18 protein-coding genes are annotated in these 20910 nt (G+C 49.5%); 6 read left to right on the top strand and 12 right to left on the bottom strand.

The genetic code is table 11. From position 1 onward, the window contains the following. Positions 1-33 precede the first annotated feature (33 nt). Both BFC18_RS03850 and BFC18_RS03845 read left to right on the top strand, forming a co-directional pair. On the top strand, positions 34-2058 hold the full coding sequence (locus BFC18_RS03850) for a HAMP domain-containing methyl-accepting chemotaxis protein (protein ID WP_070123872.1): 2025 nt from the start codon (positions 34-36) through the stop codon (positions 2056-2058). Positions 2059-2213: 155 nt separating this feature from the next. After that, positions 2214-3806 carry a sensor domain-containing diguanylate cyclase gene (locus BFC18_RS03845; RefSeq protein ID WP_070123871.1) on the top strand — a complete coding sequence of 531 codons (1593 nt, stop codon included), beginning with the start codon at positions 2214-2216 and terminating at the stop codon, positions 3804-3806. Here the strand turns inward: BFC18_RS03845 and BFC18_RS03840 are convergent. The 5 genes from BFC18_RS03840 to BFC18_RS03820 form a co-directional block, all read right to left on the bottom strand. Then, complete coding sequence (locus BFC18_RS03840) at positions 3768-4706, bottom strand: DMT family transporter (protein ID WP_070123870.1); 939 nt, start codon at positions 4704-4706, stop codon at positions 3768-3770. The genes BFC18_RS03845 and BFC18_RS03840 overlap by 39 nt on opposite strands. A 124-nt stretch (positions 4707-4830) precedes the next feature. Further along, positions 4831-5538: an AraC family transcriptional regulator gene (locus BFC18_RS03835; RefSeq protein WP_070123869.1), complete on the bottom strand. Its 708-nt coding sequence runs from the start codon at positions 5536-5538 to the stop codon at positions 4831-4833. A gap of 42 nt (positions 5539-5580) precedes the next feature. After that, positions 5581-6930 carry a lysine-sensitive aspartokinase 3 gene (gene lysC / locus BFC18_RS03830; RefSeq protein ID WP_070123868.1) on the bottom strand — a complete coding sequence of 450 codons (1350 nt, stop codon included), beginning with the start codon at positions 6928-6930 and terminating at the stop codon, positions 5581-5583. A 35-nt stretch (positions 6931-6965) separates the two neighbouring features. Beyond that, the gene (locus tag BFC18_RS03825) at positions 6966-7412 is read right to left on the bottom strand and encodes a DUF192 domain-containing protein (protein WP_070123867.1); all 447 of its coding nucleotides are present in this window, start codon (positions 7410-7412) and stop codon (positions 6966-6968) included. Positions 7413-7609: 197 nt separating this feature from the next. Beyond that, positions 7610-8611: a PQQ-dependent sugar dehydrogenase gene (locus BFC18_RS03820; protein ID WP_170826559.1), complete on the bottom strand. Its 1002-nt coding sequence runs from the start codon at positions 8609-8611 to the stop codon at positions 7610-7612. A gap of 195 nt (positions 8612-8806) precedes the next feature. On the opposite strand from BFC18_RS03820, the gene BFC18_RS03815 reads away from it, so the two are divergent. From BFC18_RS03815 to BFC18_RS03800, 4 genes are all read left to right on the top strand, one after another. Then, positions 8807-9256 (top strand): hypothetical protein, encoded by a 450-nt coding sequence (locus BFC18_RS03815; RefSeq protein ID WP_070123865.1) that lies wholly within the window; start codon positions 8807-8809, stop codon positions 9254-9256. A gap of 115 nt (positions 9257-9371) precedes the next feature. Next, the gene (locus BFC18_RS03810; RefSeq protein ID WP_070123864.1) at positions 9372-10520 is read left to right on the top strand and encodes an FIST signal transduction protein; all 1149 of its coding nucleotides are present in this window, start codon (positions 9372-9374) and stop codon (positions 10518-10520) included. Further along, positions 10513-13836: a PAS domain-containing hybrid sensor histidine kinase/response regulator gene (locus BFC18_RS03805; protein WP_083272899.1), complete on the top strand. Its 3324-nt coding sequence runs from the start codon at positions 10513-10515 to the stop codon at positions 13834-13836. The genes BFC18_RS03810 and BFC18_RS03805 overlap by 8 nt, the downstream gene beginning before the upstream one ends. Beyond that, on the top strand, positions 13833-14897 hold the full coding sequence (locus tag BFC18_RS03800; protein WP_070123862.1) for an HD domain-containing phosphohydrolase: 1065 nt from the start codon (positions 13833-13835) through the stop codon (positions 14895-14897). Before BFC18_RS03805 ends, BFC18_RS03800 begins: the two co-directional genes overlap by 4 nt. A gap of 2 nt (positions 14898-14899) precedes the next feature. Here BFC18_RS03800 and BFC18_RS03795 read toward each other — a convergent pair whose 3' ends face one another. From BFC18_RS03795 to BFC18_RS03765, 7 genes are all read right to left on the bottom strand, one after another. Continuing rightward, the gene (locus tag BFC18_RS03795; protein ID WP_170826558.1) at positions 14900-15547 is read right to left on the bottom strand and encodes a class I SAM-dependent methyltransferase; all 648 of its coding nucleotides are present in this window, start codon (positions 15545-15547) and stop codon (positions 14900-14902) included. 290 nt (positions 15548-15837) lie between these two features. Then, positions 15838-17154 carry a tetratricopeptide repeat protein gene (locus BFC18_RS03790; protein ID WP_070123861.1) on the bottom strand — a complete coding sequence of 439 codons (1317 nt, stop codon included), beginning with the start codon at positions 17152-17154 and terminating at the stop codon, positions 15838-15840. A gap of 5 nt (positions 17155-17159) precedes the next feature. Beyond that, positions 17160-17768, bottom strand: coding sequence for an energy transducer TonB (locus BFC18_RS03785; RefSeq protein WP_070123860.1), 609 nt, complete (start codon positions 17766-17768; stop codon positions 17160-17162). A gap of 3 nt (positions 17769-17771) precedes the next feature. Continuing rightward, a complete protein-coding gene (locus BFC18_RS03780) occupies positions 17772-18179 on the bottom strand; it encodes an ExbD/TolR family protein (protein ID WP_070123859.1) in 408 nt (135 codons plus the stop codon). A gap of 23 nt (positions 18180-18202) precedes the next feature. Continuing rightward, a complete protein-coding gene (locus BFC18_RS03775) occupies positions 18203-18727 on the bottom strand; it encodes a MotA/TolQ/ExbB proton channel family protein (protein ID WP_070123858.1) in 525 nt (174 codons plus the stop codon). Positions 18728-18731: 4 nt separating this feature from the next. Continuing rightward, complete coding sequence (locus BFC18_RS03770; RefSeq protein WP_070123857.1) at positions 18732-20096, bottom strand: MotA/TolQ/ExbB proton channel family protein; 1365 nt, start codon at positions 20094-20096, stop codon at positions 18732-18734. A gap of 12 nt (positions 20097-20108) precedes the next feature. After that, entirely contained in the window at positions 20109-20867 is a 759-nt protein-coding gene (locus BFC18_RS03765) for a DUF3450 domain-containing protein (protein ID WP_070123856.1), read from the bottom strand. Between the last annotated feature and the right edge of the window lie 43 nt (positions 20868-20910).

Below are 20910 nucleotides of genomic sequence, written 5' to 3'. Positions count from 1 at the left end.
AACTATAAATAAAACTGTGTTTCAGGAGTTCATATGAAAATCACGGTAGCCAAGCGCATTATCGGCGGCTTCGCCACAATAAGCCTGCTATTAGTCATAATCAGTGCATCTTCTTTCATTAACCTCAATTCAGTGGGATCGGCGGTTGATGAAGTGAATAAGGTAGCGGTTCCCACCCTTACCAGCAGTAATGCATTAAAAGCCAGCTTCCTGAATATGGGCCGCGTTACCTTCGAGGCTTACATTGAAGAAAGCGTGGATGGCCTTGAAAGCAAGTACGATAACTTCACGAACAGTAAAGCCAATTTCAGTACAGAATTGAAAAAGCTGGAAACCGTACTGGCGGATGACTCTGCCATGCTTGCCAGCCTTAAGCAGGTAAACGGCGCTTATGAGCAATACATTCAAAATGTAGAAGCAATGTACACCAGCCATCGACAGTTTATGGAAATGCGTAATGCCATAAGCGATAAGATTGGTGACTTAGAAGACAATGCCGACGACGCTTCTACCTATCTACTGGATTTCTCCGAATCCGATGAAGTAGCACGTAGTGCTGCGCTACAAAAATCAGCTGAAATCGGTAGTGAGTTAGAAAGCCGCCTGCTTGAACTCATTACCGTTGCTAACGAATATGCAAAAACCCAAACTCTCGTTCGCGCCGACGTTATCGGTAATGAAGTAGAGCTTATTGTTACCAGTGTGCGTGAAATGATGAACGAAATCCAAGGTACCGCAGCAGGTGCAGATACCACGGGTACACTGGATGAGATTTCGACGCTGGTTGACGATGCCATTGACGCCATTACCGGTTCTGACGGTGCGTTGGCATTGCAACGTTCACGTTTAGAATACCGCGATGCGGCTGAACAAGCCCTGTCTCGCTCCGATGCAAATAGTCAGGAAGGCATTAGCGCCCTCGAAAACCTGCTTACACAAGCAGATAAGAAAGCCGCAGAAATTGACGAGCAGGTATCGTTTAAAGTGACCTCAGGCAACACCATCGTGATTGTGGTGGCGCTGGCATCACTGGCTGCAGCACTGGTCATCGGTTACTGGACCGTCATTGCTATCACTCGCCCGCTGAATCGCGTTAACGAATTACTGAATGTAGCCTCTTCTGGCGACCTTACCCGCCGTTTGGATGACTCTGCTGAAGACGAATTCGGTCAACTGGCGAAAAACTGTAACAAGCTGATTGGCAATCTTAAAAGCCTAATCACTGGCATTAATACTCGTGCTGAACAGCTCGCCGCAGCCTCTGAACAAACATCGACTGTTACCACCCAAACAACGCACTCTATACAAGATCAGAAGTCGCAGATTGCTCAGGTTGCAACCGCAACAACCGAAATGCATAGCACCTCTATTGTGGTAAGTCAGAGCGCCGAAGACACGCTTAACGAAATTCGTCATGCAGACAGTGAAGCGGAAAATGTACGTTCAATTTCTCTTGAGAACAAACGCACTATTGAAGTACTGGCCCGGGATGTTGAGCAAGCCGCCGAAGTGATTAATAAACTGCATCAAGACAGCGCCAGCATTGGTGGTATTCTCGATGTTATTCGCGGCGTTGCCGATCAAACAAACTTGCTGGCATTGAACGCAGCCATTGAAGCAGCGCGTGCCGGTGAGCAAGGTCGAGGCTTTGCGGTAGTTGCAGACGAGGTGCGCACACTGGCATCACGTACGCAGCAATCGACCCAAGAAATTAACGCCATGATCGAAGTGCTGCAAGCCGGTGCTGAAAAAGCGGTGGCAGTAATGAATCAGGGTAAAGAACAAACGGCAATCTGTGTTGAGCAAACGGATAACGCCACCAGAGCACTGGATGTTATCTCTGACGCAGTCCGCAAAGCTTACGATGTAAGTACGCAAATTGAACAATCTGCCCGCGAGCAAAACACGGTTTCAGCAGAAATCAGTGAGAAGCTTGAAAGTATCGTAGGTATTGCTGAAGAAACCACTGCTGGCGCACAACAGACGTCTCAGTCGAGTTCAGAAGTGGCTCGTTTGGCAGAAGAACTGCAACAATCTATCCGTCAGTTTAAAGTTTAAAAATGTCTATCCGGCGCCACCTTTAACGGGGTGGCGCTCGCATTCCCTGCTCAATTCTCGGGCAATTCTACAAACCTTTATTATACTCAAAGCATGCGCCTGACGAGATTACGTTTGCTTTGAATCATAAATCCAATACTTTGAGAATGCAGCTCATGCTGGGGATAATCCTGGCATGTCTGGCCATTCTTACTGCGCAAACGCTGATCAGATATTATTGGATCCTCCCCACTTTTGAAGCCATGGCGGAAGATGGTGACAAGCAGGATCTTGAACGCGTTGCATCGCAAGTAAATCAGGAGCTCGAGTCGCTACACAAGCTGGTTTATGACAGCGCCGTATGGGATGCCATGTACGACGCGGCCTCGAATAACGATGCTGAGTGGTTTAGCACCAATTTTGTTATCTACGAGTCTTACCGGCGCATAGGGGTGAACGGTTGGTATCTGTACAACACCGATGGCAACATCATAAGTGGTCGTAGCTACAATGAAAATGGCGACGTAATAGTGCCTGAAGAGCTAGACACACTGACAAAATTACTAGGCCGGGATCTGGTGACTTTCCCGGCCAGCGAGAACAGCGTATTCACGCAAATCGACGACAAGCCTGCCGTAGTGGTGTATCACGATGTGCTGCAGTCTGAGAACGAAGGGCAATCAGCAGGCACGCTACTTATCTGGCGGTACATCAACCAATCGTTTGTCGACGCCCTCACTCTTGGCATTAGCAACGACATCGCGTTTCATACCATTTTACAGATGCCCACCAGCGCCGATGCGGTTGCCATGCGATACGGCCAGCCTACCGTAACCCACACCCAACCCTTTTTTGGCCGGCTCTATATGTCGGTAAACAGTAAACAGAATGTTCCGCTGTTCGCGTTATCCATAGAGCCAAGACAACGGCAATACAGCGACTCCTTATTCGACCCCAGCTTATTGGTGGGATTGGTGATCACGCTTTCTGTGATCGCGCTGTTTTATATTTGGATTAACCACCAGCTGATCAGGCCCATCTCTCATATTCACGACAGTGTGAGTTATGCCATGCGTAATCGCGACTTCTCTTGTCAGGAAGTGTATACCGGTCGCAATGAAGCATTCCGGTTGGGTCGTAAACTCAATGAGATGTTCGCCCTCATCGATCATCAGCGCACCGAAGTATTGATGCACAATAAACAGCTGGAAAAAATGAGTAATACCGATCCTCTCACCGGCTTGTCGAATCGGCGTCATTTAGACAAATACTTTGACAACCTCCCCCTTCCACTGCGGTCTGGTAAATTACCAATGGCAGTGCTTATTGCCGATGTGGACTTTTTCAAGCGATATAACGACGTTTACGGCCATGCAGAAGGCGATAAGGTACTGGTGAATGTGGCGACGGTACTGCGCAACAATACCCGGGCAAACTCTGATCTTGTGGTGCGGTACGGCGGAGAAGAGTTTCTGATTGTCTTACAAGAAGCCTCTATCCTTGCAGCCAGTAAAGTAGCAGAAACGTTACTGGGCGAAATTCGTCGCCTTGCTATTCCCCATAAAGGCAGAGACGATTCGAAGCAAATTCTCACCTTGTCGATTGGCGTTGCCTGTCAACGCAGTGGCGAACCTTTGCACCCCGATTTCTTGCTAAAGCGAGCCGATGACGCACTGTATAAAGCAAAATCATCGGGGCGGGACTGCTACATGCTGAGTGACTTATCTTATTCAGCGAACATTCCTGAAAGCGTATCGGCGACGGAATAAAGCCGGTGGCCGATTGACTATTTGTACGGCAATGCAGGCCGCAATTAACACAATTCCGCCCCAACCCAATAGCGAAAAGCGTTCATTGAGAACAAGTACGGCAAGAATAGTGGCAACCACAGGTTCGAGCAGTGTAATCAGTGTTGCTGTGCTGGCATCAACCGATTTCAGCCCAAAACCAAATAGCAGATAGCCGACGAAGATAGGTAGTATTGCCATATACAAAGCTACCGAAACATTGTTAGCAGACGCGAATACGTTGTCACCGGTAAATAACAGCGAAGGCAGCAATAAACAGGCTGACACACCAAATTGACTTGCCATGGATACCCCAGATGACGCGCCGCGGGTAATAAGGGCTCTGCCCGCCCAGGAATAGGCGGCGTATGTGAGGCCCGCGATAAGTCCTAAAACAATGCCCCACTCTCGCTGCTCAGCGGTTGCAGCAAGCTCGGCACTTTCAGGTTTACCCATTGCCAGCAGCAGAATACCTGTTGCCCCCAGAATAAAGCTGACAATCCATTTTGCCGTTATGGGTTTACGGTTTAGTACCCACTCAAGTAAAACCGCAAAACAGGGCGCACTGGCAATAGAAACCACGGTGCCAATTGCCACACCGGCCAAATGCATGGAGGAATAAAATGCCAGCGGATAAATGGCAACACTCAGGCTCCCCAGTAGAACAATTTTGCTATATTGGAGAAGTATGTGTCGTTGCTTCAGCAATTGAGGCAAAGCTTTTAGGCACATGAGCAAACCGCCTCCGCCGGTGGCGATTGCGCCTATGGCTAACGGGCTCACGTCGGGTGCAAAGCTGGCCGCCGTGCCTGTTGTGCCCCACATAAAACTGGCGATGATAATGGCGAAAAGTCCAAGCGCATGATTATGCTGATTAGTCACGATAATTCCTGAATCCCTTTAAAGAGTTAACATAGTATCGCTATCGCGAATCAACATCTTTGCTAATAAGACGCTTTCTAAGGTTAAAAAGACGCACTTATTTGCAACAATTCTAAAAGTACTTTCAGCTAAACAGCTTCGAAGGCGGTAATCCGAAATGGGCTGAGAAGCGGCGGCTGAATGCAGATAAGTCGTGGTAGCCTACCGTTTCTGCTACCCGTTGAACGGGCAAATCTGTGTGGATCAGCAGTGCCCTGGCTTTTTCCATGCGCATGGCGGTTACATGATGTCCGGCGGAAACGCCCATTTGTTCTCTGAATAGCTTCTTAAACTGGGTTGCGCTTAAACAGGCGATGCGAGCCAGCGTGCCAATATCCAACTCACTGCCAATATTGTCATCGATAAAACTGACCACAGCACTGATCCGCCGATCACGGGTTTGCGCTACTCGCTGTGCCGCCAATAAACTGGTGAAGGTATCGAAGGTGAGCTTTTCTAATGACGAGTCTACCTGATATTCAAGTTGGGTCTCGATAAACTGTAAATAGCGATTAAGCGGCTGACTGATGGTAAATACCAGCCATGACGCTGCACAAAGATTTTCCGGCAGCGAAAACATGTCTGCCACCACAAAACGCGCTTCAGTTTCTGACGTGAAATGATGTAACTCACCGGCCTGGATCACCACACATTCTCCCGGCGCCACTTTACCGCTGAACCCCGCCAGATCAATGTTTATGACACCACGCAGCGGTAGCACCAACTGATGAAAGTCGTGGGTGTGACCCACTTTTTGTTTGCTGTAAGAACGAATGGAGAGGGAATCTGACATAGGAAATAAAAACGGGTAGCCAAGGCTACCCGTTAATTGTTCTTACTCGAACAGCTCTTTATGCAGATGCTGCACAATGGCAGAACTGTCTTCTTCGCTTACCAGGAAGGACAGATTGTGCGGGTTTGCACCGAAACAAATCATGCGCAGGTTGAAGTCGTCCACCGCACCAAGAATACGGCTTGCCACCCCTTTTGCGGTTTGCATGTTGTTACCCACAACCGTGATGAGATCGAAGCCTTTCTCCACTTTCACATCACAGATGGTTTCCAGCTCGGCAATGGTTTCTTTGTTCAAACGCTGTGCCACAGAGTTCGCCGGATTATCCAGTGTGAACGATACTGAAATTTCAGACGTGGTGACCAAATCAACACTGAGCTTGTGCTTGGCAATAATACCAAATACTTGTTGCAGGAAGCCTTGTGCGTACATCATCTTCGGTGTTTTCACGGTTACCATAACCTGCTCTTTACGGCGGGTAATCGCGCGGTGTGGTGGCTCATTGTCGCAGTCGCGCATGATCCAGGTACCGCCTTTTTCTGGCTCTTTGCTGGAGCCTACAAACACTTTAATGTCTTTACGCAGTGCTGGTTCCATGGTGGCCGGGTGCAGTACTTTGGCACCGAACGTGGCCATTTCCGCGGCTTCTTCGAAGCTCAGCTCCGGTAACGGATAAGCAGCAGGTACAATGCGCGGGTCTGTGGTGTAAACACCCGTAACGTCAGTCCAGATCTCGCAGCTATCGGCATTCAAAGCTTCTGCCAGCAGTGCCGCCGTGAAGTCAGAACCACCGCGACCTAACGTCGTGGTTTTTCCTTCTTCATTGGCACCCACGAAACCTTGGGTAACCACGATGGCGTTACTAATTTCAGGGCGTAACAATTGTTCTGAAAGCTCGCCAATGGCATCTACCTGTGGTGCAGCTTCACCAAACTCGCTGTCGGTACGCAGCACTTTACGTACGTCGAAGTTTAAGGTGTCTACACCTTCTTCTGCCAATACTGCACTGAACAGCAGCGACGACATGCGTTCGCCCATAGACTGCAGTTGGTCTTTGAGGTCGTCACGATGAAGAATTTCTTCATGATTTGCCAGACCACGTAACTCTTCGAACAAATCTTCCAGTTTGTCAGCTACGCTGGCCTTATCTTTAATTTCGTTCAGCACGGCCATTTCAATATCTATGATCGCCTGACAAGTGTCCTTAATTTGCTCGCTGGTTAGCGGCGTATGCGCAATACTTACCAGGTGATTAGTCACACCGGCCTGCGCACTTACAACAACAATACGGGTTGCCTGATTACCCGCCACAATGCGAGCACAATTTTTCATAGCCAGATAAGTGGCTACACTGGTACCGCCAAACTTGGCGATATTAAGAGAATTCGACACGATTTTCTCCGAGCTTTAACCAACGACTGGTTGGTTTAGTAATTGATTTTGATTTGGTCGCCTACGCTGATGTTATTCGCAGCAAACCACCCTTGATTCATTTCCAGCGCAAATTCTACCGCTTTTGACGATCCCACAGACGTTAAGTCATGTGGCTCCAGCGGTTTTATATCGGTAATTACGCCGTTCCCGTCGATAAATGCTACATCCAGAGGTACAAACGTATTTTTCATCCACATGCTGGCCATACGTGCCGGGTTAAAGCGGAACAACATACCACAATCATCACACAGTGATTTGCGGAACATTAATCCCTGCGCCCGTTGCTCAAACGTTTTGGCATATTCAACGCTTAGGCTTTTACCACCAGCAACAATGGTTGCCTGTTCGAAGGTAACGGGCTCGTCGGCAGCACTCTGACAAGCAGCCAGCGCCAGACAAGACACCAGCATCAGATTTCGCAGAACCATTAATGGTTTCATTCTGTCTTCCTTGTGAAAACGTGGGGTAGAAAAATACGCATAAAAAACCGGGCCCCTGAGGTGTCCGGCCTGCTAGTTTATACGGCATGTCAGGCAACATTCAATGTTGGAATGATCAATAGGGTAAACTTCCACTTCGCCAGTGCCGGAAAGGCAACCGCGGACGATCTCGGGTTGGGCAATCAAGGTGTATTTTGCTAACGCGGCGCAATACGCAAAATATTCGCTTCCTTGCCATCTGTGAGCACATAAATTGCCCCGTCTTGACCTATCGCCACATCGCGCAAACGTTGATTTATGGTAGCAAACGGGGCGGTTTGCTGAACAGGCGTAGCTGAAAGATCTACCGCCAACAATTGTTGTGCTTTTAAGGTTGTTACCAGCAATTGTCCGTTAAGTTCCGGGAACATTTGGCCACGATAAATCGCCATTGCAGAAGGGGCAACAGACGGCGTCCAGTTTACTTGGGGCGACTGCATATTTGCATAACGGGTGAATGGCGATATTTGTGCTCCGGAGTAATCCGTGCCGAAAGTCGCCACCGGCCACCCATAGTTATTGCCCGGTGTCAGAAGATTGATTTCGTCACCACCGTCAGGGCCATGCTCGTGTTCATAAATAGCGCCACTTGCGGCATCTACAACCAGACCTTGCGGGTTCCGGTGCCCGTAGGTAAAGACATAAGGTGCCTGCTCAGCAAACGGGTTGTCTTCAGGTGCTGAACCGTCGGCGTTAAAACGCAGGGTTTTACCCAGCATACTGTTCAGCCGCTGCGCCTCTTCACGGTAATCAAAACCGTCACCCGTTGTTACCAGCCAGGTGCCATCTGGCAATAATGCCAATCTACCGCCATAGTGAACCGGCGTGTCTTTGTCTGGTGAAACGGTAAGAATAACGGAAATGTCGGAAAAGCTTTCGCCGTTAAACACGGCGGTAGCCACCGCCAGATGATTAGCCTCTTCGGTGCCTTGGGAGAAAGTCAGCATTACTTTTCCGGATACGGCAAAATCAGCAAACAGCGCCAAATCCAGTAATCCGCCCTGCCCGGCAACATACAGGTCTGGCAGCGCCAACGGTATGCGAACAAGGCTTTCTACGCCCCCCGTTATCACTACCTGGCCATCACGTTCTGTCACTAACCAATTGTTGTCGGGTAGTTGCGTTAGCGCCCACGGCTGATTAAGTGACCACACTGACATTTTCTTTGCTTGATAGGTGTTAGATTGTGCCGTCGATGCAAACGAAACCAGTACCCCCAAAAGCAATAATAAACGGTGAAATGCCCGGAATGTCATGATGTGTATTCAACTCCTTCTTGAGATCTACGCGCTGTCGTGAAAAGATGCCGACCAGAAAAGCAGCACTATGACGTGAAACACACAACGAATCAACGCATGCCTTTAGCTACCGCAACCTCATTTACCCGGGCATTCATTCCTGCCTGGCTGGTAACCTACATTCTCGCCAGTGTATCTCACACTCAGATGGTACTGCTGTCGTTGGCAGAGCTGGGCGTGAGCATCGATTTATCAACGTTAGCATCGTCAACGCTGCATGATATTGTCGGCTTGCTGCCCATTTACGGAAGCTTGATTGCTGCGGCTTTGTTTGTTTCTCTTTCGGTAACGGGCTTTATGACCGCCAGGTTTTCTGCTCGCCGAGTCCTCGTTCCTGTGGCAACCGGTGTTGCCATGTTAGTTATGTTACTGCTCATGGAGCATCTTCTGCAGTTTCATCTTATTGCTGGAACCCGCTCTGTTTTAGGCCTGGCTTTGCAGATCATTGCCGGCGCCTGCGGCGGTGCCCTCTTTTTGCGGATCTTCCGTCCCAGCGTTCACCGCTAACCTGTTCGCAAACTGATAGAATATAGCCGTATATTTAATAAAATTAATGGCATAAAGCGGATTCTGACACTAAATTTAAGCGTAACCCCGAACGCATTTAGTCTGGTGCTATTTCATGGAAGTGACTCAACGGATTATTCATAGTGTCGATACCGATATCGATGTCATCGAAAGCTTGCTCGCGCAGCCTGCCGACATCATTCTTGTTTTTGCCAGCCCGACCTTTTTCTCACACTCGACTTTCTTAAATGCACTTTCACAGCATCACGTTCCCGTGGTGGGCTGTAGCGCCAGTGGTGAGATTGCCGGTGCCGATGCCCTTGAGGGTACCGCTGTCATTACCGTCATAGATCTTCAGGGGGCCGGAATAACACGGGTTTTTATAGATAGCGTAGACAACAATCATTACCACGACTGCGGGCAACGAGTAGGGTCCGCGTTAAATGGCGATAACCTTCGCGCCGTCATGTTGCTCACACGGGGAACAGAATTCCTGCCTACCGGACTGTTTAACGGCATCCATGAAGTGCTGGGTGATGAAGTATTGGTGTGCGGAGGAATGGCCGGCGATTACGCCCGCTACACCCGAACTTTCGTGCTCACGCCTCACGGCATTAGTGATGACAAAGTGGTGGCTGTGGGCTTTTACGGGCCGACGCTGCGCGTTCAGCAAGCCATTATCCGGGGATGGCAACCTTTCGGCCCTATTCGCCAGGTTACCCGCAGCGATAACAATATTCTTTATGAACTTGACGGCAAACCGGCCTTGGATATCTACAAGACATACCTTGGCGATTACGCGAGCCAGTTACCCGTGTCCGGTCTGCTGTTTCCGCTGGAGATGATGAACTCCTACGACGAAACCTCTGGATTGCTGCGAGCGCTATACAGTATCGACGAGACAGAAGGAAGCCTGGTACTGGGCGGTAAAATAATGCAAGACGCATACTTACGCTTGAGCCACGCCTCAGCGAACGATTTAATCAGCGACGCCGAAGATGCCGCTGCACTGTTTAAAAAGCAATTGGGTGATGAGGTGATACCCGGCTTTGCGCTGATTGTTAGCTGTGTGGCCAGAAAGGTTGTCATGGGCGATCAGGTAGAAGAGGAAGTGGAAGCCTTCAGCAGTGCATTCGCAAACCAGTTGCCGCTATGCGGATTTTACTCGAACGGCGAATTTGCGCCGCTCAGTCCTAACACCTCGTGCAAACTGCACAATCAAACCATGATAGTCACGTTATTTGGAGTGACTGCCGATGCATAGGTTACTGTTCAGGCAACTAAAGAAAACCATGGGCTTTGGTACCGTTGAGGAAGCGCAACTCTGGCTGGATGAGCTAGCCGGTTACGCAAAAGACAACACCTTACCTCCCGCTATTCTCACCTTGCTTAACGGCATGATCCCCTTTGTAAAACGGGTTGATGGAAGTTATCAACAACAGCAACGGGATGTGGAAATCCGCGACCGCAGTATCCGCCTGAGCTCGCAAGAACTTACCGAAGCATTAGAACAAGCGCGGCAGGACGCCGTCACCCAACAACAAGCGTTGAGCGCCTTACAACATACGGCCAACACCTTGCTCCGGGATCTCGATAAGCCGCCCCTTAGCGAAGACAGCGGCGACCTTAGTGGTCTTGCAGAGCTTATGACGCAATTGAGCCGTGAGCGTCACGAAGCCTTACGTGAAGTTGAGATCCAACGGCAAGCCATCGATCAACATGCCATCATTGCCGTGGTCGATAGCAACCGGGAAATTCTTTACGCCAACAGCAAGTTGTGTGAAATATCAGGGTTCAGTGAAGGAGAGCTGATCGGCAACCGGCTTGACCTGCTTCGCAGTGGCTATCACCGCGAAGAAACCTACAAGTCCATTTGGGACACCGCCGGAAGTGGCAAAGTGTGGCACGGCGAAATACATAACCATACTAAAAACGGTGACGTATTTTGGGTGTCATCCACGGTAGTGCCAGTGTGCGATACCACAGATAAGCCAGTTCGATATGTGGTGATCATGACCGACATTACCCACCAGAAACTGCTGGAAACGCGCCTGTCAGACAGTCAGCGGTTTTATCAGAGCATAACGGATTCTATTGGTGAGGGTATTTTCTCGGTAGATCTCATCGGTCATACGCGCTTTCTGAATCCAGAAGCATCGAGGTTACTAGGCTGGACTCTGGAAGAGCTACAAACCCGTCGTTTTCACGACACCATTCAGTTTCAGTCTCCACAGCGGGCGTTTATTCCTGTGCAGCAAAGTCCTTTACTTAAAACCATCAAAAACGGCGAGATTTACTTCTCTGAAGAAACCTATTTTACCCATAAAGATGGACGCATATTCCCGGTATCGGTTACCGCGGTGCCTTTGGTTGACGAATACGATACGCCAAGGGGTTACGTGGGCGTGTTTCGCAATATCAGTGAACGTAAAAATATTGAAGAAGCCATGCGGGATGCCTATGCCCAGGCTGAACGGGCGAACAACGCCAAAGGTGAGTTTCTGGCGAACATGAGTCACGAGATAAGAACGCCCTTGAATGCCATTATTGGCCTTACCCACCTGGTGCTGAAAACGCCGTTAACGGTGCTGCAGCGAGACTATCTTGAAAAAGCCACGCACAGCGCCAACACCCTGCTCAGTATCATTTCTGACATACTCGATTATTCCAAAATTGAAGCGGGTAAAACGGATTTAGACATACAGCCATTTTGTTTTAATGACCTGTTAGAAAAAGTGGCGGTCATGTTTCAGGACAGAGCCCACAGTAAAGGATTACTCTTACTGTTCGATATGCATGGTGATATGTCTGTACCGCTGCTTGGCGACGAAAGTCGACTCATGCAAATCTTCAACAACCTGGTAAGCAATGCGGTGAAATTTACCCACCATGGTGAAATTGTGGTGTCGGTAAAACTGGAAACCTTGCCCGGCAACCGTATCTTCACTGAACTGCGCGTCAGTGATACGGGCATTGGTTTAAGCGAAGAACAGTTACAACATCTGTTCGACCCATTTACCCAGGCCGACGCGTCGATATCCCGTAAATACGGCGGTACGGGTCTTGGTATGAGTATAACCCGTCACCTGGTTGAACTGATGCACGGCAGTATCGCGGTAGACAGCGAAACCGATAAAGGCAGCACATTTGTGATCAAGCTGGAGCTGCTACGCGCAGGTAATGCGAATATTGCCCCATTACCATCGCTGGGCGCCCACCAGTTTCTTACCATCTGTTGTTTAGATGACAAACTCGTTGCCGCAGTGGATTATCTGAACGGCACTTTGGCAACCCTGGCAGTACCTCATGCCTTTTGTCATACCCATCAGGCCGACTCGCTGCCGGAACAAACCACCCATTTGTTAATTCTTGCAGACAACATTTCTGCGCAAAGCATGGCAGCGTTATCTGAGGCGTTTAAACAACGTAGCCTCGATTATTCCCGATTGCGTATTCTGACATCGGGTAATCAGCAAGACATGCGACAACTGCTTGCGGCCCACGGACTGCATCAGGCTGTGGTGATGCAGTTACCCTTCACCCAGAGTTCGCTGCACAATTTTCTCAGCGAACACACGGGTTCAGGGATGAATCAGGCGGGATACCGTTCATTGGAAGAAACCGCCATGATTGAGCACCGGTTGTCTGGCAAGCGCATCCTTATTGTTGATGATGACGATATTAGCCAAACCGTACTCACTCAACAGCTTTCTGCCTCCGGCATCAAGCCCCACTCAGTAAAACAAGGAGCAGACTGTATTTCGTTGTGTAAGCAGGAACATTTCGACGCCCTTATTATCAGCAATAAACTGCCTGATTTACCCGGTTGGGAAGTCGCAGACAGCCTGATCCTGGGGAGCGGGCTTACTGTGCCCATTATCTGTATGTCTACCGAAGATCCCGCCCTGATCACAGACTTAGTGCATGATTCCGGTATGTGCGCCCTGTTATCGAAACCCATTAACTATGATGAGCTACTGACTGCGCTTGATGATTTCGTTAGTTACCCGTCGGTACTCCCGGAAGATTTCACCTTACCATCGAAACATGATGATTTTGATTTGGCACTGCTGGCGTTCTGCCAAACTTATCAGCACTACGGCAGTCACGTGTCTGCACTCGTCAGCGCCTTTCATGATGATTTACCCCATGCAGAACTCGATACGCTTAAGCAGCATGCCAGTAATATTGGTGCCAGCCGACTACTGACACAGTTTAGAAAATTCAGTGAGCTCACAGACAGTCAGGACAAACTCACCGGGGCAGCAGAGCTCGCCCGGGAGTTAGACACAACCGTGAAAAAAGCGGTGGCCAGCTTAACCGTCATGTCGCCGGAGACAACGACCACGGCCCCCGAGCAACCTATTTCAGCAGAGCTAGGCAAAATTATTCATCTGCTGGAAGATTACGACGCTAATGCAGGTGACGCGTTGCAGCAATTGTACAATAATTATCAACAGTCAGCGCATCGCTGGGTACTCAAGCAGGCCATACAGAAAGTATCTCAGTATGATTTTGAAGCAGCGGGCGACCTTCTACGGCCGCTGATGACGCAACCAGAAATGACGAGCTTACAGTGAAAGAATTTAGCGTGCTGGTAGTGGATGATGAACCAGCAAACATTGATATCCTCAAAGACATTCTGATCCAGCACTATCAGGTGAAAGTGGCACCGTCCGGTGAAATTGCACTGAAAATTGTGGCCAAAGCCACACCGGATCTCATCCTGCTAGATATCATGATGCCAGATCTCGATGGTCTGGAAGTGTGCAGGCAGCTCAAAGCCAATCCTAAAACGGCGGGGATTCCGGTAATTTTCGTCACCGCACTCGGACAAGGTGAAGACGAAGAGCGGGGTTTTGAAGTGGGCGCCGTGGATTATATTGCCAAACCCATCGTACCCGCCTTGGTACTGGCCCGGGTTAAAACCCATATCGCCCTGGCACACCAGCAGCGACAGACCGAACGGGAAGTGGAAATGCGTACCCGGGAGCTGGCACAAAGCCAACTAAGTGCCATTAGCATGTTAGCAGCAGCAGGCCACTACAACGACAATGATACCGGCCTGCATATCTGGCGAATGGCAGCGTATGCACGTGAACTGGCGCAAGCCATTGGCTGGTCTGCCGAACGGGCCAAGCTGCTGGAGTTTGCAGCCCCTATGCACGATACCGGTAAAATAGGTATTCCCGATGCTATTTTAAAAGCACCTCGCCGTCTTACCGAAGAAGAGATGGTGGTAATGCGAACCCACGCCCGCATTGGCTATGAGATCCTCAATAACAGTGATGCGGTATTATTCAAACTCGCCGCCGAAGTGGCGCTGACACATCATGAGAAGTGGGATGGCTCGGGCTACCCTTCAGGTTTGAAAGGCGACGCCATTCCAGAGTCTGGCAGAATTGTGGCCATTGCCGATGTTTTCGATGCACTCACCATGGTGCGGCCTTATAAGAAAGCCTGGAGCGAAGAGGATGCGTTTGATTATATTCAGTCTCAGGCCGGTTCGCACTTCGACCCTGACATGGTGAGCACGTTTTTAAATATTCGTAGCCAAATACTGGCGATAAAGCATAAAGCGGACGAGGTATCTGAACAACACGACTCGTCTGCCCTAACAATGCGGTTTGTGGATGACTGATTTTATATTTTAGTGGTCTTCAGAAAAATGCAGTTCTGAATGGTCTTTTCATCATCGAGACGCAAGCCAAATTTCGGCAGGCTTTCCAGCACTTCTTCCCGAGTATACGGGCGATTCAAAATACCGATGCTTTGCCCGTAATCATTCACTTTTGCGCTTAGGCTGTTCATGAAGCCCTCGCCGGGATACAACAGCACATTCATGTACAGGGTTCCGCCAGTTTTAAGTACCCGCACGATTTCGTGCATGGCTTCATCTATGCCACCAATGGTGTGATAGCCATTAGGCAGGTTAGCGGTATCGAAGGTTTCATCTTCGTAGGTCATATTGCGAAGATCTTCAATGGCCAGTTCCGCCCCCTTGAGCTTTTTCTTCGCTCCACCCATGAGTGCTTTGGAGTAATCCACCCCGACCAGCGAGAATTCCTGACCTTTTAATTTTTTGCGGGCGTGCTTCATGCAAATTTGCGTGAAGGTACCGGTGCCAATGGCACATTCCAAATGCTTGCCTTTGAGATTTTCGGCGAAAAATTTAACCTGTGAGGATAGCGTGTTGCGATAGGCAAAGGTGAGAATAAAAAAGCCACGGATGTCATATAGCATCGGTGTCAGATTATAACTGTTCTCGTTAATGATACTGTTGTCAGACATAGGCATGCCCCTTTTTATGTCGCTGAAAGCTTTATACGCCACTTTCAGCGGGCCTGGTTTTATTATTGTATCAGGCATAAATAATACGCTTTACAAAACTATACATGACTTTGAGAAAAACTATGGCTACCAAAGCTATACATAGGAATGAATTTCAAGAAACGTTAGCTCATGCGTTAACAGTAAAGCGTTGTCGTTAGGCTAGTGAGGATAGACGGTGAATATGACACTGTAAATGAAAGTAATAAAAAAGGCCGGTGTAAAACCGGCCTCGTAACGTATTTTTGAATCTAGATAGAAAGCTCAGCGGAGATGGCTTCCTGTTGGGTCTTTTCAGACTCAACAAAGCGTTTCCACTGTTGCGCCATGGCTTTGCTGCGCTGATGCTTCTCGGCTTCAGCCAGTTGATTTAAGGCTGCGGCATACTGCTTTTTGTTGTACAGCGCCATGCCTTTAATCAGATAAACCAGACCCGGATTACGCAGTTGACCCTTTTCGATGGCGTGGTCAGCAGAAACAATGGCGTCGTCCCAGCGCTCTGCGTTAAGCAGAATTTGCGCTAGCTGCGCATCCAGCTCACCGTCTTCCGACATTTCTGCCGCCGACTGCATTACTGGAATGGCTTTACCCTGTTCTTTTGCTAACGTCCAGCTTTGGCCCAGGAAACGCATATTACGCAGGTTTCTCTCCAGCGTGCCGTCTTTCATGGCCTGTTCCATCAGCAGTGCGCCTTTGTAAGGTACCTTGTGATAGTAATACAGTTGCGCCAGGTTAAAGACATCGGCAGCCGATTCCACGTAACCCATTTGGTAGGCAGATTCCATGATCGCGAGTTGCTTGCGCTCTTCGCCCAGTTCACCGTACATACCGGCAAGCTGAATCCAGTATTTTGGCTCATCAAACAGTTTTACCAGTTTGATTAGCACGTTCTTTACTTTCTCAGGTTGCTTGAGCTCGTAATAAATCGCGCGCTGCAGGATTAACCAGTTCTCATCAGGGATCATGCCTTCCGCTTCGTGGTCTTTTATCGCTTGCACGATAAACGGTTCCGCTTTGGCGTATTCCTTAGCCTGATAATAAGCCTGGGCTTTCAGTACCAGATTTTTTACCGGCACCGGACCATCGTTCAGCGCTTCCCAGCGCTCAAGATAATCGATACTGGCCTGGTAATTACCCTGCATCAGATTCAGCTGTGACAAACTGAACAGCGTGGTCATCTCGAATTTCTCCGGGATGGGTTGTTGCTCTACTACCTGGGCGAAGTTTTCCAACGCTTTGTCGTAATCTTCGTTGTTGTAGTAAATAAAGCCATAGAAGTTATACATCATGGCCTGTTCGTAGCTGTTCATTGAACTATCTTTATCCTTAACTTCATCAAGGATAGCAATAGCTTCGTCGATATTACCGGCGTCACCTGCTGCCTGTGCACGCGCAAGCTGCTCGTACACCTTGCCACGCAACGTAGGTACCCGACGGGTTTTCTTGTCGCTGGCTTTGGTTTCCTGTGCTTGTGCCTCGCCGCTTATCAATGCAGCCGGTACCACTGTCACCGCCATCATGGCCAGCGACAGTACACACGCAAATCGTTTGGATAAATGCTTACTCATAATACTTACCCGTCAATCTGGAAGGTAATACGGTTTTGCACGCCAGATACTTCCGTGGCTTCACCGTTAACTACCCGCGGCTTATATTTGAACTTCATAGCGGCGTCCATAGCAGCCTGTTCAAAAATGCCGGATGGATTGGCTTCAACCACAATCGGATCGCGCACTGTACCTTGTTTGGTTACCATAAATTCCACGATAACAAAACCTTCGATACCACGTTGCAGTGCCCGGCGTGGATACACAGGCGCAACCTTAACGATTGGCAGGTATTCACCGTCACCGGATTCCAGCGCCAGACCGCCATCAAGGGCAACGTCAGCCGCCATATCACCGCCAAAGTCCATTGAAGTACCATTGGCGTCTGGAGACGGTGAGTCCATTTGTGGTGAACTCATTTGCGGCGGTGGCTCTTTTGGCGGTGGTGGCTTCCGAGGTTTACGGTCTTTTTGTTCAACCGTTTCCTCTTTCTTCACCCGCACAAAGTCAAGCACACTGCCTTTTGGTGGCTCTGTCAGCGCACTGCCGCCCATCTTGATGAGTGATTGCATCAGGAAGAACAGGCCGAGCGTGATCGCCAGCGAAATGACAAATGCGATGATAAATCGTGGCATGGCTTAAGGCTCTTGTGCTGCGATTGAAACTTCGTAAACGCCTGCCGCACGGGAGGCATCCATCACCTTGATCAGGGTATCCGTAGTGGCTTTCTGATCTGCCTGGATCACTACCGTACCCTGCGGGTTCTCGGCATGCAGACGCTCGATGTTGGCCTGTACGGCACGCACATCAACACGACGCTTGTTGATCCAGATTTCACCGGTATCAGAAATCGCGATAAGAATATTGGCGCGATCCTGTTTTACCGCAGTCGCCGCTTCAGGACGGTTAACATCGATACCGGCTTCTTTTACGAAAGACGCGGTTACAATGAAGAAGATAAGCATGATGAAAACAACGTCCAGCATGGGCGTCATATCAATGGTGGCTTCTTCTTCGTCAATCAGATTTTGAAAATGCTGCTTCATAATTTTGTTCCTGGCCTAAGGCCTTAGCCTTTGCGGTCAATAATTAGTGCATCTTCCAGTTTCATGCGCTCGGTTTTCACCATACGGTTCAACCAGGTCGAGGCGAATACGCCTGACAGTGCGCCTACCATGCCCGCCATTGTGGGGATAGTAGCTTTGGAGACACCTGATGCCATAGAGCGGGCGTTACCCGAGCCGGAAATGGCCATTACGTCAAAAACTTCAATCATACCGGTTACGGTTCCCATCAGACCCAGTAGCGGACAAAGTGCTACCAGCGACTGAATAATCGGGATACTGCCCCGTAACTGAATGGTTAACGCTGAAACCGTTTTTGCACGGACTTGCTCAGCGAACCAGGAGGAGCGGTCCTGACGGGCTTTCCAGTCAGCTACCGCTTGATTCTTGTAGTTTTTGTGCCAAATCAGCAGGTACATCGCACGCTCGAGGATCAGCAACCACATGATGAATATCAGCAGACCGATGACCAGCAGAACCTGGCCCCCAGTCTCTGTAAAATCGCGTATTGCTTCGAGGAATGCGATCATCGGCTTAGCCTCGCTCTGCGCGCTCAGCGATTACACCTGACGCCTGTTCCTGCAGTACGTAAACGATGTTCTTGCTACGGGTATTCAGCATGGCGTACAGCAGTGTCATAGGTATGGCCACTACCAGACCCAGTACCGTGGTTACCAACGCGGTAGAAATACCACCGGCCATCAGTTTCGGGTCGCCAGTACCAAACAGGGTAATTGCCTGGAAGGTGTTGATCATACCGGTTACTGTACCCAGAAGACCCATCAGCGGTGCAACAACAGAGATAATCTTGATGATTGTCAGGTTACGGCCCAGCTTCGGTACTTCGCCCAGAATCGCTTCTGTCAGGTGCAGTTCCAGCGCCTCAACGTCTGCATCAGGGTGGTCTTCACGTACTTTCAGTACGCGGCCCAGCGGGTTATCTGTTTTGATTTCTTTGCGTTTCAGCTGCTTCTGCACTTTACCGTTGATGAGTGTCAGGCTAATCAGACGCTCAAGCGCCAGCAGCAGACCAATCGCACCTACGATAAGGATAATGTAACCAACTTCACCGCCCTGCTCTACACGTTCTTTCAGGTCAGGTGCCTGAACCAGCAGGCCAAGAATAGAACCGCCAGTTGGGTCGATACCAAACTCAACCAGTTCACCGTTTGAGTTTTGCAGTGCCTGTGCAGAGTCGCCGTAACGGTCAGCAGGTTGACGAACCAGTTCAGCTACGGTGCCAGTAATACCGTTGAAGTCGAGGTATTTACCGTCAGCAACCAGAGCGAACGGACCTACGCGAACGATTTCTTTATTGACTTTCTCGCCACCCGCTTCAACCACAGAGGTTTCGAACTTGGTGACTTTGCCAGATTCAGTCATCTCACGCTGCATTTCGAACCATACGCGCTCGATTTCTTCGATAGAAGCCAGCTTAGAGCTCTTGCCCATTGCCTGCGCCATATTGTCGAGGAACTCGGCACGGCCAGGGATTTGTGCAGAAACCACAGAGTTCTGGAACTTGCTCTTAGTGTCGCCAGCAACTTGTTGCAGCACACCGAACAGTTCTTTTAATGAACCTAAACGGGTATCCAGCGCCTGATTCAGGTCAGCCAGTTTGAATTCGTTTTCTTCGAACTGGGTTTCCAGGTTTTCAGACGTTTTCAGCGCGTTATCGCGTTGCTTGCGGGTATCAGCCAGGATTTGATCCTGCTGTGCACGCTGTGCAACGAAATCCTGCTCGCGCTGTTTGTTTTGTTGAGACTGTGCAAACTGGCCTTCTTCCAGTTGCTTTAACAGTGCGTCTAAGTCCAGTGCGCGTTCGTTTTCCGCCATTGCACCGAAGCTTAATGTGGCAGCGGCAAGACCAGCTGCGACGAATTTAATCTGCTTTAACATGGTCAGTACCTCTTAGTCCGTGATTGCAACAGGCAGCATTAACAAATCTGGTGCCAGCTGTTTCTTCGCCATACGCAGACCTTTGGTGATCTGTGTGCGGTAGCTGCTGTCCAGTTCTTCCCACTGACGGGTTTGTTTATTCCATACGCCTTGCTTGCTGGCGTCACGGGTTTGATAAATCAGTGCGGTACGGCCAAGGCGAAGGAACTCTACATCGCGCTCAGTGCCGTCGATTGAATGAATACCGCTGTACGCTTCCATAGTACGGCCGTAATCCATCTCTACCTGATAGGCTTCCATTACACGACGGAATTTCTCAGAAGCAGAAACGTCTGCGCGGTCCATCATGTCTTTTAAGTCAGCAATACGCTTAGCACGCTCTTCTTCCAGGAAAGGCACGTCCAGAGCAACGAACTGCTCAAGACCGTCAATCATGCGAATCATCAGTGGCGTGATTTGACGCTCGATAACCGAAACTTCGTCGATAGATGCGTTCAGATCCGCCATTTCCTGTTCCTGGTTGGCGATCTGCTTGCTCAGCTGATTGTTATAAACGTTCAGCCCTTCAATTTCTTTGTTCAGCGTTTTGAACGCTTGAAGTTTGCTATCGATTTGATCAGCGATGTTGTTGATTTTGTCCTGAGACTTAGCGGCACTTTCGTTGATCTTAGCGGCTTCATCTACAGCGGGTTTCAAGACGCTATCGTCTTGTGCCATGGCGAAGGTGGCCGTCATGGCGCTCGCCAGTAGCAAAGAGTTGAAAAGCTTCATACATTCAAACCTTACAGTTAAAGGATACGGCTTTCGCCGAGCT

Origin of the sequence: Alteromonas confluentis, assembly GCF_001757105.1 — a bacterium.
GTDB lineage: Bacteria > Pseudomonadota > Gammaproteobacteria > Enterobacterales > Alteromonadaceae > Alteromonas > Alteromonas confluentis.
Note: the sequence above shows the minus strand (reverse complement) of the source record. Positions and strands in the feature narration are given on the sequence as shown.

What these genes read in the sequence shown, in the direction of transcription:
- BFC18_RS03810 (WP_070123864.1), top strand. Translation starts at nt 9,372, where the DNA reads ATGGAAGTGACTCAACGGATTATTCATAGTGTCGATACCGATATCGAT.
- BFC18_RS03845 (WP_070123871.1), top strand. Translation starts at nt 2,214, where the DNA reads ATGCTGGGGATAATCCTGGCATGTCTGGCCATTCTTACTGCGCAAACG.
- BFC18_RS03770 (WP_070123857.1), bottom strand. Translation starts at nt 20,096, where the DNA reads ATGTTAAAGCAGATTAAATTCGTCGCAGCTGGTCTTGCCGCTGCCACA.
- BFC18_RS03765 (WP_070123856.1), bottom strand. Translation starts at nt 20,867, where the DNA reads ATGAAGCTTTTCAACTCTTTGCTACTGGCGAGCGCCATGACGGCCACC.
- BFC18_RS03825 (WP_070123867.1), bottom strand. Translation starts at nt 7,412, where the DNA reads ATGAAACCATTAATGGTTCTGCGAAATCTGATGCTGGTGTCTTGTCTG.
- BFC18_RS03790 (WP_070123861.1), bottom strand. Translation starts at nt 17,154, where the DNA reads ATGAGTAAGCATTTATCCAAACGATTTGCGTGTGTACTGTCGCTGGCC.
- BFC18_RS03805 (WP_083272899.1), top strand. Translation starts at nt 10,513, where the DNA reads ATGCATAGGTTACTGTTCAGGCAACTAAAGAAAACCATGGGCTTTGGT.
- BFC18_RS03795 (WP_170826558.1), bottom strand. Translation starts at nt 15,547, where the DNA reads ATGTCTGACAACAGTATCATTAACGAGAACAGTTATAATCTGACACCG.
- BFC18_RS03850 (WP_070123872.1), top strand. Translation starts at nt 34, where the DNA reads ATGAAAATCACGGTAGCCAAGCGCATTATCGGCGGCTTCGCCACAATA.
- BFC18_RS03785 (WP_070123860.1), bottom strand. Translation starts at nt 17,768, where the DNA reads ATGCCACGATTTATCATCGCATTTGTCATTTCGCTGGCGATCACGCTC.
- BFC18_RS03775 (WP_070123858.1), bottom strand. Translation starts at nt 18,727, where the DNA reads ATGATCGCATTCCTCGAAGCAATACGCGATTTTACAGAGACTGGGGGC.
- BFC18_RS03815 (WP_070123865.1), top strand. Translation starts at nt 8,807, where the DNA reads ATGCCTTTAGCTACCGCAACCTCATTTACCCGGGCATTCATTCCTGCC.
- BFC18_RS03780 (WP_070123859.1), bottom strand. Translation starts at nt 18,179, where the DNA reads ATGAAGCAGCATTTTCAAAATCTGATTGACGAAGAAGAAGCCACCATT.
- BFC18_RS03835 (WP_070123869.1), bottom strand. Translation starts at nt 5,538, where the DNA reads ATGTCAGATTCCCTCTCCATTCGTTCTTACAGCAAACAAAAAGTGGGT.
- BFC18_RS03820 (WP_170826559.1), bottom strand. Translation starts at nt 8,611, where the DNA reads ATGTCAGTGTGGTCACTTAATCAGCCGTGGGCGCTAACGCAACTACCC.